Here is a 3,517-nt window from a genome sequence, read left to right on the forward strand (position 1 = left end):
CTGGATTGTCGCAGGCGTACCAGCCCTGGGTGCTGACGAGGCCGGAGCGGCGCTCGTCGATGCGCGGGAATTCGCCGGTGCTGTCGTCGAGATAGGATCGGGTGAAGCGGTCGGTAGGGGCGGCGAGATCGAAGCTCCATCGGCACAGCCGCGCGTTCGATTTTGCCGGATCGGTGGCTGAGCCGTCGGGATGGGTGAACAGCGGTGGTTCTTCGGACTGCATCACGTCGGCAATGATGCGGTCGCCGTCTTCCCAGGCGTTCATCACGTGGAATACGTAGCAGGCCTCGGCGCGAAACCATCGCATGTCGGCGGCGCCGCCGCCGCGCTTCATCACGCCCACGCAAGCTCCCTTGTCTGGCTCCCAGGCGTAGGGCGGGCGGCCTGACCGCGCGCGGTCCATGCTGCCGGTGATCGGCAGGATCGGGAACAGCAGATGGTTTTCGGTGACGATGAAGTCGTGCACCATGCTGGCATAGGGGGCCTCGAAGCGTTCGAAACGCTTGACGATGCCGGCGGCATCGATCGCGCCGAACGAAATCGTGGGACTGAACATGCCGCCGGCATTGTAGCCGAAGAAATTCATCTCGCCGGTGACGGGATCAACCTTCGGATGCGCGGTGAACGGTCCGCCGATGCGGCCATCATAGTTGCGATAGCCGAGTGTCCTGAGCGTGCCGGGCTCGATTTCGGTGGGGGCATGGCCTTCCTCGAGCGCCAGCAGTCGTCCGGCATGGAACACGATGTTGGTATTCGCCGAACCGGAGTCCCGGCCGATCGACGAAGGCGCGCCCGGAAGTTTTTGGCCGAAGCTGCCGTAGAGCGCGCGGCCGGCATCGCGCTCGGCGAGGAATTTCGGTGTGCGGACCCAGCGATTGCGATAGCTGGCCCGACCGTTCTCGATGTGAAAGGCGTGCAGCATGCCGTCGCCAACGAACCAGTGCGAGCCCTTCGTCTGGAACTGCGGATTGGGACCGTTGCGATAGAGCGTGCCGTTCAGCTCGCGCGGCAGTTCGCCGATCACCTTGAGAAACGGCGCGTCGCATTCCATGGGAATCGGCGCCAGATTGTCGAGGACTGTCTCGATCGGATCCATCGGCGCCATCGCGTTCTCCCTGACCGCCATCTTTACACTGTCTAAATAGGTACGGGCGATGACAGGCGCCGTCAAGCGAAATCTTTACAGTGTAAAAATGGCGCCGTATGATGTGATCATGACGAAACCGAGCAAGAGCAAGACCGCGAAGCCCGCCGCTCCCTCGACGGGGCGCCGCAAGGCTGTAGCTGGCATTCCACGCGTCAAGGCGGTGGCGACAAGGTCCGCGGCCGACGAATCTCCCTATCACCATGGGGACCTGCGCGGCGCGCTGCTGAAGGCCGCCGAAAACGTGCTGGAACGCGACGGGCTGCAGGGGCTGACGCTGCGCGCGGTGGCGCGCGAGGCGGGCGTCTCGCACGCCGCGCCGACGCATCACTTCGGAGATCTCACCGGGCTGGTCAGTGAACTCGCGGCGATCGGCTTTCGCAATTTCAACGTGACGATGACCGCAGCCGGCGCCACCGGTACCACGCCCCTCGAACGCGCGCTGGCGCGCGCCAGGGCCTATCTCGCTTATGCCCGCGCGCGTCCTGGCATGTACATGCTGATGTTCCGGACCGAGCGGCTCGACATGACGCGCCCGGCGCTGCGCGAAGCAGCGGACGCGTCCTTTGCCGGCCTTGCCGGGGTGGTTGGCGCGCATCAAGATGGCCCCGTCGTCGCCACCGCGCTGTCACTGGAGCAGGCGGCGCAGATCGCGCGGGCGTGGTCGCTGGTGCATGGTTTCACCATGCTGACCCTCGACGGGCGGCTCGGCGATATCCTGCGCCGGCTGCCCGAAGGCAGCGACGCCGAAACCCTGTTTGTCGAGATGCTGAAGATCACCGTCGCCAAACCCTGACAAACCGTTGCAGGTCCGGCATTATCGGGCATGGCAACACGGCCAACCTAGCGCTTTGCCAGTTCCACGGCACGGCCGCTGTGGCAGATGATGGCCACCTTGTCGTTGCCGCAGTCAAACCCACGGGCAAGCTGGTCGGCCGCCTTGCGGGCCAGCGCATTGGCGTCTGCATTGGCCTTCACGTCGATATAAGCGACGTGACATGCCGCGCCCGGCGGCAGCCGCGTCACGACCAGCATTTGTTCATTCCGCGGGCGGCCCTTGGCATCAAGGTCGCCATTATCGGCGATGTGCCAGCGCTGGATCATCGCAAACGGCTTGCCGTTGCCGCCAAGCCGCCATTCGATCGTGTCGGTGGTGGAGTTGAACGGCCCAAAGCCCTGCGCTGCCGCCAACTGTCTGCCGGCCTCTTCCGCGTTGCGGCCGACCGTCACCGTCTCCCGCAGATCAGTCTCGTTCTTCAGCACGACCAGTCCGGCCGGCCCGCGGCAGAGCTGCTCGGAGGCCTCGTCGTCCGTGTCGACCTCGCGGCCCGAGAGCGTGCGGCAGTCCTTGCCGGCGGCCGAGGTATAGGCGCTGCTGACTTGCTCCGCATGGGCCGGGACCAGCGCGCCGATCGCGGTGCAGCCGAGCAGCGTCAGGGGAGCGAGGAGCGTAAAGCGTGCCATATGCGGGCCTTTTGGAGTGAGTGACACGCCTGTGACGTTCACAAGCTGGAGAAGGTTCACGCAAACGGCTGACAGCGCCAGCGGAATCAATCTACAAAGCCCGCTACGCGTCCTTTTGGTCCCCAGCACGTCAGTCCCAGAGATCATGCCCGTCCTGTCCAGCAAGCCCTACCGCGTCGGTCGCTCCAGAACCGGCCTCGGCCTGTTCGCCACCCAGCCGATCAAGAAGGGCAGCAAGATCATCCGCTATTTCGGGCCGATGCTCGACTGCAAGAAGACGAAGGACGACGCGGTCGAGAACAAATACCTGTTCCAGATCACCAAGCGCTGGACCGTCGACGGCTCGGTTCGCAAGAACGTCGCGCGCTACATCAATCACGCCTGCAAGCCGAATGCGGAATCCGACGTCAACACCCGCAAGCTGAAGATCACCATCCGCGCTATCAAGAACATCGAGCCCGGACAGGAAATCAACTACGATTACGGCACCGAATATTACAAGGAATACCTCAAGCCGATCGGCTGCAAGTGCGATTCCTGCGAAAGGAAGCGCAAGAAGAAGCGCGCCGATGAACGGGCGGAGAAGCTGGCGCTGAAGGGCAAGGCTGAAAAGAAGGCGCTGCAGCCGGACAGCAAGAAAAAACTGAGCGGCAAGGTGAAAGCCAGGCCGACGGCGAAGCCATCAGCCAAGACAAAGGCCAAGACAATGGCCAAGTCGAAAGCTGCTCCGAAACCGGTGAAGAAGTTCGCCGGCAAGACGACCGCCGCGAAGAAGAGTTTTGCGGCGGCCAAAAGCATCGTCAAAGCCAAGGCGGCCAAGAGCCGGGCAGCCTAGGCTGCCTGCCGGGCGTTACTGCGGCGCAGACCGAGATATTGCAGTTCCGCGAACGCCCCGACGGCGATGGCCTG

At 63.9% G+C, this 3,517-nt stretch carries 4 protein-coding genes; 2 read left to right on the forward strand and 2 right to left on the reverse strand.

Annotated elements, in window-relative coordinates; translation table 11 throughout:
* A partial coding sequence (locus Q0S16_RS03605; protein ID WP_295845158.1) for a carotenoid oxygenase family protein occupies window positions 1–1,105 on the reverse strand: 1,105 nt, incomplete at its 3' end.
* A 109-nt stretch (window positions 1,106–1,214) separates the two neighbouring features.
* Between Q0S16_RS03605 and Q0S16_RS03610 the strand changes: the two genes are divergently transcribed.
* Window positions 1,215–1,940, forward strand: coding sequence for a TetR/AcrR family transcriptional regulator (locus Q0S16_RS03610; RefSeq protein WP_295845160.1), 726 nt, complete (start codon window positions 1,215–1,217; stop codon window positions 1,938–1,940).
* Between the two features lie 47 nt (window positions 1,941–1,987).
* Here Q0S16_RS03610 and Q0S16_RS03615 read toward each other — a convergent pair whose 3' ends face one another.
* Complete coding sequence (locus Q0S16_RS03615; RefSeq protein ID WP_295845162.1) at window positions 1,988–2,698, reverse strand: hypothetical protein; 711 nt, start codon at window positions 2,696–2,698, stop codon at window positions 1,988–1,990.
* Window positions 2,699–2,753: 55 nt separating this feature from the next.
* On the opposite strand from Q0S16_RS03615, the gene Q0S16_RS03620 reads away from it, so the two are divergent.
* Window positions 2,754–3,443, forward strand: coding sequence for an SET domain-containing protein (locus Q0S16_RS03620; RefSeq protein ID WP_295845163.1), 690 nt, complete (start codon window positions 2,754–2,756; stop codon window positions 3,441–3,443).
* Window positions 3,444–3,517: the final 74 nt, after the last annotated feature.

It is taken from the genome of Tardiphaga sp., assembly GCF_025356345.1.
In the GTDB taxonomy this organism is placed as follows: Bacteria; Pseudomonadota; Alphaproteobacteria; order Rhizobiales; family Xanthobacteraceae; genus Tardiphaga.